14 protein-coding genes are annotated in these 13,118 nt (G+C 44.9%); 9 read left to right on the top strand and 5 right to left on the bottom strand.

What is annotated here, in order from left to right:
- Window positions 1-6 precede the first annotated feature (6 nt).
- From djlA to ACMXYN_RS02945, 3 genes are read right to left on the bottom strand one after another with little or no spacing between them, the layout of a single operon-like run.
- Window positions 7-828: a co-chaperone DjlA gene (gene djlA, locus ACMXYN_RS02955; protein WP_415893430.1), complete on the bottom strand. Its 822-nt coding sequence runs from the start codon at window positions 826-828 to the stop codon at window positions 7-9.
- Window positions 818-1,465 carry an N-acetylmuramate alpha-1-phosphate uridylyltransferase MurU gene (gene murU, locus ACMXYN_RS02950; protein WP_415893429.1) on the bottom strand — a complete coding sequence of 216 codons (648 nt, stop codon included), beginning with the start codon at window positions 1,463-1,465 and terminating at the stop codon, window positions 818-820. Before murU ends, djlA begins: the two co-directional genes overlap by 11 nt.
- 35 nt (window positions 1,466-1,500) lie before the next feature.
- A complete protein-coding gene (locus ACMXYN_RS02945) occupies window positions 1,501-2,553 on the bottom strand; it encodes an aminoglycoside phosphotransferase family protein (RefSeq protein ID WP_415893428.1) in 1,053 nt (350 codons plus the stop codon).
- A 244-nt stretch (window positions 2,554-2,797) separates the two neighbouring features.
- Here ACMXYN_RS02945 and ACMXYN_RS02940 point away from each other — a divergent pair, with 244 nt between their 5' ends.
- From ACMXYN_RS02940 to ACMXYN_RS02900, 9 genes are read left to right on the top strand one after another with little or no spacing between them, the layout of a single operon-like run.
- On the top strand, window positions 2,798-5,659 hold the full coding sequence (locus ACMXYN_RS02940; RefSeq protein WP_415893427.1) for an LPS-assembly protein LptD: 2,862 nt from the start codon (window positions 2,798-2,800) through the stop codon (window positions 5,657-5,659).
- Window positions 5,649-6,947 (top strand): peptidylprolyl isomerase, encoded by a 1,299-nt coding sequence (locus tag ACMXYN_RS02935; protein WP_415893426.1) that lies wholly within the window; start codon window positions 5,649-5,651, stop codon window positions 6,945-6,947. The genes ACMXYN_RS02940 and ACMXYN_RS02935 overlap by 11 nt, the downstream gene beginning before the upstream one ends.
- A 4-nt stretch (window positions 6,948-6,951) precedes the next feature.
- Window positions 6,952-7,950, top strand: coding sequence for a 4-hydroxythreonine-4-phosphate dehydrogenase PdxA (gene pdxA, locus ACMXYN_RS02930; protein ID WP_415893425.1), 999 nt, complete (start codon window positions 6,952-6,954; stop codon window positions 7,948-7,950).
- A 3-nt stretch (window positions 7,951-7,953) separates the two neighbouring features.
- The gene (rsmA, locus tag ACMXYN_RS02925; protein WP_415893424.1) at window positions 7,954-8,760 is read left to right on the top strand and encodes a 16S rRNA (adenine(1518)-N(6)/adenine(1519)-N(6))-dimethyltransferase RsmA; all 807 of its coding nucleotides are present in this window, start codon (window positions 7,954-7,956) and stop codon (window positions 8,758-8,760) included.
- Between the two features lie 11 nt (window positions 8,761-8,771).
- Window positions 8,772-9,158, top strand: a complete 387-nt coding sequence (gene apaG / locus ACMXYN_RS02920) for a Co2+/Mg2+ efflux protein ApaG (protein WP_415886989.1) — start codon at window positions 8,772-8,774, stop codon at window positions 9,156-9,158.
- Between the two features lie 15 nt (window positions 9,159-9,173).
- A complete protein-coding gene (locus tag ACMXYN_RS02915) occupies window positions 9,174-10,034 on the top strand; it encodes a symmetrical bis(5'-nucleosyl)-tetraphosphatase (protein ID WP_415893423.1) in 861 nt (286 codons plus the stop codon).
- Window positions 10,035-10,040: 6 nt separating this feature from the next.
- Window positions 10,041-10,361, top strand: a complete 321-nt coding sequence (gene glpE, locus ACMXYN_RS02910) for a thiosulfate sulfurtransferase GlpE (protein ID WP_415893422.1) — start codon at window positions 10,041-10,043, stop codon at window positions 10,359-10,361.
- Entirely contained in the window at window positions 10,361-11,452 is a 1,092-nt protein-coding gene (locus ACMXYN_RS02905) for a hypothetical protein (protein WP_415893421.1), read from the top strand. Before glpE ends, ACMXYN_RS02905 begins: the two co-directional genes overlap by 1 nt.
- Window positions 11,453-11,462: 10 nt before the next feature.
- Entirely contained in the window at window positions 11,463-12,212 is a 750-nt protein-coding gene (locus ACMXYN_RS02900; RefSeq protein WP_415893420.1) for a pteridine reductase, read from the top strand.
- Between the two features lie 13 nt (window positions 12,213-12,225).
- On the opposite strand, the gene folK is transcribed toward ACMXYN_RS02900, so the two are convergent.
- On the bottom strand, window positions 12,226-12,741 hold the full coding sequence (gene folK / locus ACMXYN_RS02895; RefSeq protein ID WP_415893419.1) for a 2-amino-4-hydroxy-6-hydroxymethyldihydropteridine diphosphokinase: 516 nt from the start codon (window positions 12,739-12,741) through the stop codon (window positions 12,226-12,228).
- Window position 12,742: 1 nt separating this feature from the next.
- The gene (gene folB, locus ACMXYN_RS02890; protein WP_415893418.1) at window positions 12,743-13,099 is read right to left on the bottom strand and encodes a dihydroneopterin aldolase; all 357 of its coding nucleotides are present in this window, start codon (window positions 13,097-13,099) and stop codon (window positions 12,743-12,745) included.
- Window positions 13,100-13,118: the final 19 nt, after the last annotated feature.

Raw genomic sequence — 13,118 nt, 5'->3', positions numbered from 1 at the left:
ACGCGCTTATTTTCGTGCCGTCTTTATTCGTTCATAGGCAGCCTGAATTTCTTGGGATTTCTCTTTAGCTAGCTCGATCATTTCCTCTGGCAAACCTTTAGAAACCAACTTATCCGGGTGATGTTGACTCATCTGGCGGCGATAAGCTTTTTTCACTTCAGCGTCAGATGCGCTTTCATCCACACCTAAAACCGCATAAGCATCTTTCAATAGTACCGCCGCATCAACACCAGCCTGACCGTGCTGATAAAAATCTCGTTGTGCTTTGACGCGAGCAATTACCTCTTCAACACTATCTGTACCAAACTCTAATAGATGGCAAAGCTCTTCAATGATCCTTAGTTCTGGCGCGCTTACCTCACCATCTGCCATAGCAGCCTGCAATTGAATTTCTATAAACATCAATTTAACCGTAGGTCGGTGACGCAAAAGGATCGCAAGCGGCTTTACCGTTTTACTAAACTCAAAGTCTTCACTTTTCCCCTGAGTGAAAAGATCAATCGCCTCGCGCTTACGCTCTTCGGTTAAGCGCATTTGAGTCATTACATTTCGCGCAAATTGAATTTCGTCTTCTGTTACGCGCCCATCTGCCTTCGCAATACGCCCCATAACGGAAAAAGTTGCTTTAAAGAAAGCCTCTTGAGGATTAACTGCAGCAACCGCTTTGGTAAGCGCTCTACTTATCAAATAACCGACAAACCCACCAAATATCAGCCCCCAGAAGCCACCGGAGAACAAACCTACCGCTGCACCCAGTAATATAGAAGTAGAATACCGCTTAACGACTGATCCTAATTGCGCGCCCGCCTCTTGTGCATCAAAGGCCATTAATCTGATTCCCCAACACTAATCTATTTATCTCATCCAATCTTTCAGGTGTTCCGATATCTGCCCAGAAACCTTCGAACAACTCACCTGAAACCTTACCTTCAGCCATCTGCTCTCTAAGCAACGGTGCCAATGGAGCTTTCTCATCTAACGCGATACCTTCAAACATCTCAATAGATAAGCGACTAATTCCACTAAAGGTATAACCTATTTCATCATCGTTATTCACACATCCCTGTTGCAACCCAAAATCACCATTAGGGTTATGCTCTGGATTCGGCACCAATACTAGATGAGACTCATCAGATTCAGCCAGTAATGCCTCAAATGGGTAATTTGTAAAGACATCACCATTAACCAGCAAGAACTGTTTTTCGCCACCAGCCGCCAACAATGGTAATGCCTTACGAATACCGCCGGCCGTTTCTAGAGGCTCAGATTCAGCAGAATAATCTATTGAAACGCCATATTTAGACCCATCCCCGAGATACTCTTCTATTTGAGAACCAAGCCAGGCATGATTAATCACTATTTCCTTAATACCAGCTCGGACCAAACGCTCAATGTGATATTCAATCAAAGCTCGATCGGCGACTTTTAAGAGCGGCTTAGGCGTTTTCAACGTTAAAGGACGCATTCTAGTCCCTAAACCCGCCGCTAAGATCATAGCCTTCATGACATAACCCAATTATCCAAAACCGTATCAGAGAAATGTTCACTCTTACGCATGGCTGGCTGCAATTCCGACACCATCCATCCAGCCACTGGCTTTAATTCCTCAACTTTTGCTGCCACTGCAATAAGATAATTCAAGGTTCTTGGTATATCAGCCAAATAACCAGATTTACCATCACGTATATGTAAACGCGCAAAAATCCCTATAGCTTTAAGATGACGCTGCGCACCCATTAGATCAAACCAACGCTTAAAATAGACTCGATCTGGCATATTCTGACCGTTAGCTATCAAGGCCTTCCTGTACCCCTCGACCCAGCCATAAACCTTATCATCCGACCAATCGATATAGCAGTCTCGTAACAAAGACACTAAATCGTATGTAACTGGCCCCTCAACAGCGTCCTGAAAATCGATAATTCCCGGCGCCTGATCCTTTCGATACATAATATTTCGTGAATGATAATCTCGATGCACAAAGACCTTCGGCTGCTCTAAGGCGGAATCAATTAAATAATCAAATAGAAAAGAGACTAAGCGCTGCGCCTCATCATTCAATTTTACGCCCAATAATTTTCCCACAAACCAATCTCGGAACAACTCGACTTCTCGACGGAGCAATGCTTCGTCATACAAAGGCAATTCTTTACCCCGAGCAGGCTGACAGCTCTGCATCAACAACAAAGTTTTTAAAGCCTCATCATAGAGCGCATCAACACTTTCATCTGAAAGCTGATCTAAATAAAGATCATCACCAAAATCACCAAGAAGCATGAAGCCTTTAGATAGATCATGATTGTGAATATGCGGCACAGGCACACCCGTTCGCTCCAATGCAGTCGCCACGTCTATAAATGGACGACTATCTTCTTTCTCTGGCGGGGCATCTACAGCTATCCAAGTATTTTCACCGGATATTGCTCGAAAATAACGTCGAAAGCTGGCATCACCTGATACAGTTTCGAGCTGCCAATTTTGACTGTCAAACCCCGAAAATTCCGGCAAAATCTCCAACAACCACTCTTTTAAATCTGTATACCGCAGATCCATCTAAATACGCCCCATAAACAAACCACATGCTTTAACAAGCTATTATGACACTCAGATAACCCAAAAAGGTAGAAGTGATCGGTAATTCATTCGCTAATCATAAACCTTAACTCTCAACAAAAACCCTGCAGAACTCTACACTCACTGCCTAGAATGATTTATCATTCTGCCCCTTATGCTTAATTTCACTGAGGTTCGGCCACAACCGAATTCTTCGGAACCGCTGAAACGGATTTAGTATTTGATGCCCTTCGCTAAACGATCGACATATACACTAACGCTAGCCATTAGTGCTGCATTAGTATCTAGCTATGCGACTGCAGAAAACAAGCCATCTGAACAAGAGATGGCTTGGAGTTGCAGCATGACCAAAGACGGCGAATGGGATTGCTCTGTTAATGAAGAACTAGTTAATCAAACCGAAGCAGCCAAACAAAAGCCTCAGGAATCAGTCGCCCAACAGCCTGTTTCATCAACACCTAGCTCTGAAGCTACGCCTGTTGAAATTAAAACAGCAACACCCGCTCAAGCCGCTCCGATCCCTCGGGTTAGGCAAGAAAACGTTGCTTCCGTACCTGTTACAACTCAAACCCGCTCAAGCGTAAAAGCCAAAGCTACTAACAACGGTGTTTGGGACTGTATTGCAGGGACAAATGGTGAATGGCTCTGTAACGATGAGATCGAACAAGCGCAGCATCAACCTCAACTAGCTATTGAAACACCTACGCAAACGAACGTACAAACCACCGTTCCAGCTGTTACTAGTCATAAGCCTATACAAACAGCCGAAGTGATTGGAAGCGAATGGCAGTGTGGCACCAGTCCAAGCGGCGATTGGGATTGTCACAAAGTAAACATACACGCGCTTAGTCTTCCTAAATCACAGCAACGTAGCGGCGTATCAGAACCACTTTACAACACTGAAAACCCATACTCGCACTTGGATTGGGCTTATTACAAAGACCCACAGGGGCAACAGTGTGCCGGGCGCTATTTAGAACCTAGCTATCCAATTGTAGGTGATGAACACTTAGACAACCCTCCTCTCTATTTAGAAGCAGATCAGTCATCTACGATCATCGGCGGACTAAGCCGTTTGCAAGGCGGCGTGACCATGCGTCAAGGCGGGCGCCGATTGAGTTCTAGTTCAGCAGAGCTAGACCAAGTAACAAATAAAGCCAGACTAGAAGGCAATGTTAAGTTCCGGGAAACCGGACTACTAATGTTAAGTGATACAGCACAGATCGATACAAACTCTTCTGAAGCTATTTTCAACAATGCCCAGTATGTATTCCATGAAGATGGTTTGCGCGGTTCTGCTGATCGAGTAATTCGCTTAGAAGATGAACGCTTACGTATTGAGAATGGCGATTACACATACTGCCCTCCATTTAGTGACGCATGGAAACTAGAAGCAGACAACATTGTACTGAATAAAAATGAAGGAATTGGTGAAGCAGAAGATACTGTTATCCGTGTAGGCGGCGTACCTGTCTTTTACGCGCCTTACTTTACATTCCCAATTGATGATCGCCGTAAATCAGGATTCCTTTACCCAAGCATAGGGTACAGCACTGACAGCGGCCTAGATCTATCAGTGCCATATTATTTTAACATTGCACCAAACATGGATGACACCCTCACTGCACGCCACATGTCTGATAGAGGCCTATTGCTAGAAAATGAGTTCCGCTATCTGAACAAGTGGTCTAGCAATGTCCTAAATACAGCCTATCTACCAGACGACAAGGCAGCAAATGATGATAGGTGGCTTCTAGGCATCAAACACAAAGGCTCCCCAATAGAAAATTGGCGCACCAATGTGAACTACAGCGCGGTAAGTGATGAAGATTATTTTGAAGACCTTGATACAAATTTAGAGGTTAGACGTCAAAATCACCTTAACCAACGTGCGGACCTGACATATAACCAGAAAAACTGGAATTTCAGAGTACGAGTTCACGACTATCAAACCATTGATAAGAACAGCAAATCGCCATATAAAAAACTACCTCAGATCACCCTTAAAGGTGAAAACGAGTTTGGCGCTGCAGGCGAATTCAAATATATAGCTGAATATACGCAATTCGATAGAAACCTATCTGGGTTAACTGGTCGAGACCGAATTATTGGTGATCGACACTTTATAATGCCAACTATCAATTACTTGTGGCTATCACCATGGGGTTACATTAAGCCCGAACTATCACTTTGGAACAGCAGTTACAGTCTAGATAATCAAATATCGGGGTTAGGAGAAAGCCCCAACATCAGTGTACCTATCTTCAGTTTAGATAGCACAGTCATTTTCGAGAGAGCAGTTAATAATGGCGGCACGCAAACCTTAGAACCTAGAATTTACGGCTTATATGTTCCTGAAGAAGACCAGGATGAAATCCCTGATTTCGATACCTCAGAGCCCGATTTCAGCTATAATTCGCTATTCCGTTATAATCGTTTTAGTGGAAAGGATAGAATCGGGGATGCCAAACAGATCTCGCTTGGGCTTGCTAGCCGCTTTTACGGGCAAGATGGCAACGAAAAGGGCAGCTTAAGCATAGGCCAAGCATACTATTTCGCTGACCGCAAAGTACAACTAAATCCAACCACACCCGACTCCACTGAAAGTCAGAGTGATATTGCTACAGAAGCGGTTTGGTACCTAAACCAAAACTTCCGTGCTAGTTTTGATGCGATCCTAGACAACAACGATTATAGCAATACTGAATCAAACCTTCGCTTCCGCTATAACAGCGATCTAGATCATCGATTTGACTTCAGCTACCGTTACGAAGAAAACAAACGCAAGCAGACAGACCTATCATTCATCTGGCCTCTGGGTGGCAGCTGGACTTCCATGGGGCGCTGGTTACACGACATTGAAGAAAACGAAAATCTAGAATCAGCACTAGGTCTTGAATACGAAAGCTGCTGCTGGAAAGTCAGCTTCGCGGGACGCCGCTGGCTAGACGATAGAGACAACTACGATACAGGTATGTTCCTGAACTTTACTCTAAAAGGACTTGGATCATTTGGTAGTGGTAGCAATAGCTTCCTTAATGACATCATTGGTTATGAAGAGCGTGAAGAGCACAATGACAAATAAGCTCCGCAAGATACTATTTTCTGCAGCAGTTTTAGGACTACTGATTCCAAATTCGCAAACAACATTGGCTGCGGAAATACCACTGGATCGCGTTGCCGCTGTCGTAAATGATGGCATCATTATGCAAAGCGAATTGGCACAACGTACCGCTATAGTTAAAGAACAGCTAAGCGCACGTAATACAAAACTGCCACCTGAGCACATTTTGCACAAACAGGTGCTGAACCGCCTGATTATCGACAGCATTCAAAAGCAGCTGGCCTCTAGGCAAGGCATTCGGGTAACAGAAGGGCAGCTCGATGCTGCAATTGCACGAATCGCTGCTCAGAACAGCCTTACTTTAGATCAATTCCGTGACGCTCTAATTGCCGAAGGTCGAGATTACAACCAGGCTCGAGAGCAGATCCGTAATGAGATGCTGATTTCCAATGTCCAGCAAAACCTAGTTAACAGAAGAATCCGCGTATCCGAGCAGGAATTAGAGAACTTCCTAAACTCAGCTAGTGGCCAAGAACAGACTTCAGCTGAGTATCTACTCGGGCACATTCTTCTTGCAACACCATCCAAGGCCTCCCCAGAAGCGATCCAAAAAGCCGAGCGCGAAGCTAACGAAGTTTTCAAAAAGCTAAAATCAGGCGCCGATTTTGCTGAAATGGCTGTAGAGTTTTCCAATGCACCTAACGCCCTTAAAGGCGGTGATTTAGGCTGGAGAAAAGTAAACGAGCTTCCGGAAGTACTAGGAAATGCGATTCGAAAGCTATCCGCAGGCGAATTCAGCAAACCAGTCCGATCACCAAGCGGCTTCCATATCCTTCTAGCCAAAGACAAACGCGGCGGGTCTGTGCAACTAGTCCCACAACGTTTAGTAAGTCACATTTTGCTCAAGCCAAGCGAGATTCGCACATCTGAACAGGCAAAACGCCAAATCACGCAACTGTATCAACGCATACAGTCTGGCGAAGATTTTGCGACTTTAGCAAAAGAGTTTAGCGACGACCCAGCCAGTGGCTCTGAAGGCGGCTCTCTAGGCTGGGCACAAGACGGTCAGATGGTGCCGGAATTTGAGCAAGTGATGAATAATACTGGCATTGGACAAGTATCAACTCCTTTTGAGTCACGTTTTGGCTGGCATATTTTGACTGTCCTAGATACTCGCACAGAAGACCTCGGCGCGCAGATGCAAGAAAACCAAGCTCGCGCAGCAATTCGTAAGCGCAAATACAACGAAGAATTAACTAACTGGTTACGTGAGATTCGCTCTCAAGCCTACGTCGACATTAAGGAGTGATTGCTTGGGCATCAATAGATTAGCAATCACCCCTGGTGAACCTTCTGGTATTGGCCCTGATCTGTGCATTCAAATCGCGCAACAGGGCCATCACCATGAATTAATAGCATTTGCAGATCCTGAACTACTGCGCAAACGCGCGGAACAACTGCAACTGCCAATATCAATTGAACAGTTCGACCCTGAGCTTCCGCCGTCACCAACACCCGCAAGAACACTTAAGGTCGTTCCTATATCACTAAAAGCTGAAGCGATTCCTGGTGAGCTTAATAGTGATAACGCACCTTATGTTCTGGAAACGCTAACACTAGCGACACAAGCCTGCCTCAATGGAACTTGTGACGCTTTGATCACAGCTCCTGTGCATAAAGGCATTATTAATGATGCTGGCATCCCCTTTAGCGGACACACAGAGTTTCTTGAAGCACTAACAGAAACCAATAAAGTCGTCATGATGCTAGCAACCGAAGGATTGAAAGTTGCGCTAGCAACAACCCATCTTCCCCTGCGAGACATAGCAGATGCGATCACACCAAAATTACTCACTGAAGTAATTGAAGTCTTACATCACGACCTAGTAAACAGCTTTGGCATCAAAGCACCTAACATCTTAGTTACGGGGCTTAACCCTCATGCTGGCGAAGGCGGCCACTTAGGTCGCGAAGAAATTGAAGTCATCGAGCCTACGCTAGATAAACTCAGAGAAAAAGGTATTACTCTCAGTGGCCCTTGGCCAGCTGATACACTATTCACAGACAAGTACCTTGCTACAGCTGATGCAGTGCTAGCTATGTACCACGACCAAGGCCTTCCAGTGCTAAAATACAAAGGATTTGGTAAAGCAGTGAATATTACGCTTGGCATGCCTATTATTCGCACCTCTGTAGATCACGGTACTGCATTGGATCTTGCAGGAACTGGGACTGCCGACTCAGGCAGCCTAATGACTGCCATTGAATACGCAGGCATCATGGCTACCCACCGCAATCAAACTACGAACTAATTCATGACTAAAAAACCAGTAGCACATAAGGCCCGCAAGCGTTTCGGCCAAAACTTTTTGCACGATCACGGCGTGATTCGTCGCATCATTCGCTCTATTGCACCTCATGAATCAGATCAATTAGTAGAGATTGGCCCAGGCTTAGGCGCATTGACAGAAGAGCTGCTTAGCGAAGCAGGTGAACTTGATGCAATTGAACTAGATAGAGATCTTCCTCCAATCTTACGCACCAAGTTCTTCAACTACGGTGATAAATTCCGCATTCATGAAGCGGACGCGATGAAATTTGACTTCTCCCAGTTACAAAAAGGAGAAAAAAGGTTGCGCATTGTAGGCAACCTCCCATACAACATCTCTACTCAGCTAATTTTCCATTTACTAAGCCACGCCGAGCAAGTGGAAGATATGCACTTCATGCTGCAAAAAGAGGTGGTTGATCGCATGGCTGCTGGACCAGGCGAAAACAATTATGGCCGACTAGGCATCATGGCTCAGTACTACTGCAAAGTTGAGTCGCTGTTTGTTGTACCTCCAGGCGCATTTAATCCCGCACCCAAAGTAGATTCGGCAATTATTAGACTCACGCCTTATCGTGATCTACCTCACGTAGCCAAAGAAGTTTCACAATTTGAAACCGTTGTGCGCACTGCATTCAATATGCGCCGTAAAACGCTACGTAATAATTTAAAACCTTTACTATCTGCAGATGCGCTAGAAGAGATCGGCATCGATCCAGGCTTACGACCTGAAAAGCTCCCTATCTCGGACTTTGTTCGCATTAGTAACTACCTTACAGATCAGAAAGGTTAAATAGAGCATTTATGGAAACTATCGACCTAGGTAACAACGTCAATATCGACGTAGAAACCAACTATCTGGCCCAACAATCTGATCCTGATAGCAAACGTTTTGTTTTTTCTTACAAAATTACGATCACCAATCACAATGATATGCCGGTCCAGCTTCTTAACCGCCATTGGCTAATTACCGATGGCAACCAGCATATCCAAGAAGTTCAGGGCGAAGGCGTTGTTGGTGAACAGCCTGTCATTGACCCAGAATCGAGTTACACCTACACCAGTGGCGCAGTATTAGCCACCAGCGTTGGCAGCATGCAAGGCCACTATGAAATGAGCACCGATGAAGGCACTCAATTTAAAGCCCCAATTGCAGCATTCACTCTAGCAAGACCTAACGCACTGCACTAAACACAGGCAACCAGTATGGCGACCTATGCGATTGGCGATATCCAAGGGTGCTACGACGAACTACAAGCCCTACTTAAACATATTAACTTTACCACCAGCGACCACTTATGGGTCGCTGGCGACCTAGTTAATCGCGGGCCTAAATCACTAGAAACCCTAAGATTCCTTCGCGATTTAGGCGAGCAAGCAACCTGCGTCTTGGGCAATCATGATTTACACCTGCTCGCCGTCCATTATGGCGCAACAAGCTCCAAGCGCAGCGATACACTGGATGAAATATTAGAAGCTCCAGACCGTATTGAGCTAATGCATTGGCTAAGTCAGCAAAAGCTACTCGCGCATGACAAATCACTTAACGTGGTAATGGTTCACGCAGGCATTCCGCCTTGCTGGACTATTCGTAAAGCCCGCAAACGCGCAAAAGAAGTAGAAAAAGTTCTGCAAAGCGATCAAGTTGAAAGCTTTTTCAACCACATGTATGGCAATAAACCCGATCTTTGGAGTTCTGATTTAAGTGGCTGGGAACGCTTACGCTTGATTACAAATTACCTAACGCGAATGCGTTTCTGCAGCCCCGAAGGCCAATTAGACTTCTCAGCCAAAGGTTCGCTCGCGTCGCAACCCGAAGGCTACCAGCCTTGGTTTAAAGCACCACGAAAAGATCCAGCAGAAAGCGAGATCCGTATTCTATTTGGTCACTGGGCAGCTTTAGAAGGTAATGCTGATGCTGACCATGTCTTTGCACTTGATACAGGCTGCGTTTGGGGCAACAAACTAACCGCCCTTCGCCTAGAAGATCATCAGCTTTTTAGCGTTCCCGCGCAGGGCAACAAACCAAAACCACCTCCGACATCAACTTATTTAAGCAACAGGTAACTTTTTATGAGTCAATTTGAGTGTATAGATTCTCCAAAAGCAGCAGCGTTGATCAAAGACGGTGCTCAGGTTGCCGACATTCGAGATCCTAACAGTTTTGCTCAAGGCCACATTAGTGGGTCTTACAATCTTAGTAATGAAAATCTACATGACTATATAGCTGCAGCCGACATGGATAAGCCTCTACTCGTATGCTGCTATCACGGCATAAGCAGCCAACAAGCCGCTCAATTCCTAGTTGAACAAGGATTTGATGAAGTCTATAGCATCAATGGTGGATTTGAAGCATGGCGTGTAGAACAACCAGATCTGTGTGAAACCGTTTAATGAAGATCTACTTAGTTGGCGGCGCAGTTAGAGATAAACTCTTAGACTTCCCTGTTTACGATAAGGACTGGGTGGTTGTGGGCTCCAGCCCTCAAGAGATGATCGAACAAGGCTTTCAACCTGTCGGTCAAGACTTTCCCGTGTTTATTCATCCTAAATCTGGAGAAGAGTACGCACTAGCGCGCACAGAAAGAAAATCAGGTAAGGGCTATACCGGCTTTGAATATAACGCCGACAAAGCAATCACCTTGGAAGAAGACCTTCTTCGCCGAGATCTGACCATCAATGCTATGGCAATGGACGATCAAGGCATAATCCATGATCCCTACAAGGGCCAGGAAGATTTAAACCAAAAGATCTTACGTCACGTATCCCCCGCATTTTCAGAAGACCCACTTCGCGTTTTGCGCGTGGCACGTTTTGCCGCGCGCTACCACCATCTAGGGTTTCGCGTAGCTGATGAAACCTTAGCATTAATGGAGGAGTTAGCTAAAGGCGATGAGCTAGAACACTTGACCCCTGAAAGAGTATGGAAAGAGTTTGAACGCGCATTAAGCGAACCTTCTCCATGGGTATTCTTAGAGCTGCTGCAAAAAACCAATGCGATCAAAAAAGTTCTTCCTGAGCTAAAAAATGCAATGGCGCAACCAGACTGGGCTACTGACTTTATTCGTTCTACACAAACAGCCACGGATGCTGATTGCCGGTTTGCCTGTCTGACCGCTCCGGATAACGAAATAATGTTGGATGCTTTTTGTAATCGATTAAGAACACCAAAATCAGTAAAAGAGCTGGCTTCACAGTGCCAACAACAGCATGAGAACCTTAGTCAATTCGATAAGTTATCTGCAGAAGATAAACTGCAGACCATCCAAGCCCTCGATCTGATTCGGCGACCACAGCGCCTAATTAAGCTCTTGATCTGCGTAGATGCTCTGCACCCAGAATCCAACTATCAATCGCTAGCTGCAATATTAGATTCTATTAACCAAATTAAGCCTACCAACCTGATCAAACAAGGTTTTAAAGGGCCCGAACTGGGCAAAGAGATACAGCGCCTGCGTCTCGATATATGTAATCAAGATCACTGAGGGACTTCAAATGAGCTCCAATACTACTGCAACAAAAGTGGCACTAATAACTGGCGGCGCACGTAGAGTTGGAGCTACAACAACCTCAATACTGCACAAAGCTGGTTATACGGTAGCCATTCACTACCGAGACTCATCTGAAGCAGCCCAAAAGCTCGAAGAAAAGCTTAACCATTTACGTCCAAGCAGCGCTTTTATCTTTTCTGCAGACCTAAACTGCATGAAACAAGTTGAACAATTAGCTGAAGGTCTAAAATCGAAATTAGGCCAATTAGACTTACTCGTTAATAACGCCTCATCCTTTTACCCAACCCCAATCGAACAAAGCACTCAGGAGCAATGGGACGACTTAATAAACTCCAATCTTCGCGCTCCCTACTTTTTAGCTGCTTCACTAAGTGAATTACTACGTCGAAGTCATGGAAGCATTATTAATATGATCGACATCCATTCGCAACGCGGACTGCCCGGCTATCCAATTTATTCAATTGCAAAAGCGGGTTTAGAGATGATGACTAAGTCTTTGGCTAAGGAATTAGCACCCGAGGTAAGAGTTAACGGAGTGTCACCCGGCGCAATTTTATGGCCAGAACAAGAATTAGAAGAAGATCGGAAGCAAAGTATTTTGGATAAGACGCTACTGAATCGTATAGGCTCACCGGAAGATATAGCACAAGCAATAGTATTTCTTGCTTCAGCAGAATATATAACCGGACAAGTGCTCGCAGTGGATGGCGGAAAATCCCTATTCAGCCATTAGAATTCTGCGTAAATCAAACCACACAAGGCAAGGCTTGCCCTTGCCATAGAAAGTCGATTGGCCACAACTTCTGCTTAGACTTTTCATAACCAGACCACATTTCCAGATATGTCACATCCAGCTCAGGATGAGGTATCTCTGCAGCGATCTCAGCTAAGGGCCACAAGACAAAAGCATTCTTGGTAATTTCATCTCGGGGTAATTGCACCCCATGATGTACACCGACTAAATCATCATAAGTAAGAATATCGATATCGAGGGTACGACCGCTAAATTTGGGCCCCTTGCGGCAACGACCATTATCATCTTCTATTTTTTTAAGTAAAGGAGATAGCTCAGCTAATGGCAAATCAGTAACGAAACCGGCAACTAGGTTATAGAAGTTATCACCAACAAACCCTACCGCTTCACTTTCGTATACGCTAGATATACTCAATCCACCAAAATACTTATGCAAAGCATCTAGCGCTTGAGAGATATAATATTCTCTATCTATATTACTGCCGATACTGACATAAACTTGAGCCATCTTAACCACGAACTCCGCGCTCGATGATAACACCAACGTCTTTTGCCTGCGGCACAGCACCCGGTTTACCTAAACGTAAACACAGCCATTTCACACCGAATTCAGTCATCACGATCTCAGCAATTTGCTCTGCCATGGTTTCGACCAACTGAAATTCACTCTGCTCTATAAATTCAATCAATCGATCTGACACTGTTTTATAGTTAAGTGTATTATCAACATCTTCAGTATTTGCTGCCTGGCGGATATCGGTACCCATATCCAAATCAAGATTTATTCGTTGGCGAATCTCTCTTTCCCAATCATAGATACCTATAATCGTTTCAACTTCTAACTCTCGAATGTAAACTAAATCCATACTCAACCTTTGGATATCG

Source organism: Neptuniibacter sp. PT8_73 (genome assembly GCF_047778045.1).
GTDB lineage: Bacteria > Pseudomonadota > Gammaproteobacteria > Pseudomonadales > Balneatricaceae > Neptuniibacter.
The sequence above is the reverse complement of the archived record's forward strand: the minus strand, read 5'-3'. Positions and strand labels throughout refer to the sequence as shown.

Bases quoted from the DNA above. Each gene is read 5' to 3' on its own strand.
- djlA (WP_415893430.1), bottom strand. From the start codon at position 828: ATGGCCTTTGATGCACAAGAGGCGGGCGCGCAATTAGGATCAGTCGTT.
- murU (WP_415893429.1), bottom strand. From the start codon at position 1,465: ATGCGTCCTTTAACGTTGAAAACGCCTAAGCCGCTCTTAAAAGTCGCC.
- ACMXYN_RS02945 (WP_415893428.1), bottom strand. From the start codon at position 2,553: ATGGATCTGCGGTATACAGATTTAAAAGAGTGGTTGTTGGAGATTTTG.
- ACMXYN_RS02940 (WP_415893427.1), top strand. From the start codon at position 2,798: ATGCCCTTCGCTAAACGATCGACATATACACTAACGCTAGCCATTAGT.
- ACMXYN_RS02935 (WP_415893426.1), top strand. From the start codon at position 5,649: ATGACAAATAAGCTCCGCAAGATACTATTTTCTGCAGCAGTTTTAGGA.
- rsmA (WP_415893424.1), top strand. From the start codon at position 7,954: ATGACTAAAAAACCAGTAGCACATAAGGCCCGCAAGCGTTTCGGCCAA.
- apaG (WP_415886989.1), top strand. From the start codon at position 8,772: ATGGAAACTATCGACCTAGGTAACAACGTCAATATCGACGTAGAAACC.
- ACMXYN_RS02915 (WP_415893423.1), top strand. From the start codon at position 9,174: ATGGCGACCTATGCGATTGGCGATATCCAAGGGTGCTACGACGAACTA.
- glpE (WP_415893422.1), top strand. From the start codon at position 10,041: ATGAGTCAATTTGAGTGTATAGATTCTCCAAAAGCAGCAGCGTTGATC.
- ACMXYN_RS02905 (WP_415893421.1), top strand. From the start codon at position 10,361: ATGAAGATCTACTTAGTTGGCGGCGCAGTTAGAGATAAACTCTTAGAC.
- ACMXYN_RS02900 (WP_415893420.1), top strand. From the start codon at position 11,463: ATGAGCTCCAATACTACTGCAACAAAAGTGGCACTAATAACTGGCGGC.
- folK (WP_415893419.1), bottom strand. From the start codon at position 12,741: ATGGCTCAAGTTTATGTCAGTATCGGCAGTAATATAGATAGAGAATAT.
- folB (WP_415893418.1), bottom strand. From the start codon at position 13,099: ATGGATTTAGTTTACATTCGAGAGTTAGAAGTTGAAACGATTATAGGT.